The sequence below is a fragment of the Lacrimispora sp. 210928-DFI.3.58 genome (assembly GCF_020554865.1).
Lineage (GTDB): Bacteria > Bacillota > Clostridia > Lachnospirales > Lachnospiraceae > Enterocloster.
Map to the genome: position 1 here is coordinate 1 of NZ_JAJCIC010000123.1, position 290 is coordinate 290.

General features: G+C 52.4%; 1 protein-coding gene. It reads right to left on the reverse strand.

Annotated elements, in window-relative coordinates; genetic code table 11:
• A partial coding sequence (locus tag LIZ87_RS22210) for a virulence-associated E family protein (protein WP_227149241.1) occupies nucleotides 1–290 on the reverse strand: 290 nt, incomplete at both ends.

Sequence of the window (290 nt, forward strand, 5' to 3'; positions counted from 1 at the left end):
GGTTGCCGGAACGGTCAAGGGGCAGGAAGTCAAGGGCATTGGAAGTGCCGCCAAATACGCACTGACGGGGGCGGTCTGCCGGATGGGTTTCATAGGGTATCTTGTAAACCTCTTTCTGCCGGCTTAAAAATGACTTGATTTCCTCAATGCTCTTGGCGTTTGCGGTTGCCATCATTTCCGACATTTCAATAATCCAGTGACCTTGCAGCTTGCGGTACACATTGTCATCATCCAGCTTCCGCAAATCATCGGAGAACCACTCGTCCCGGACTGCCAGCAGACGGAAGAAG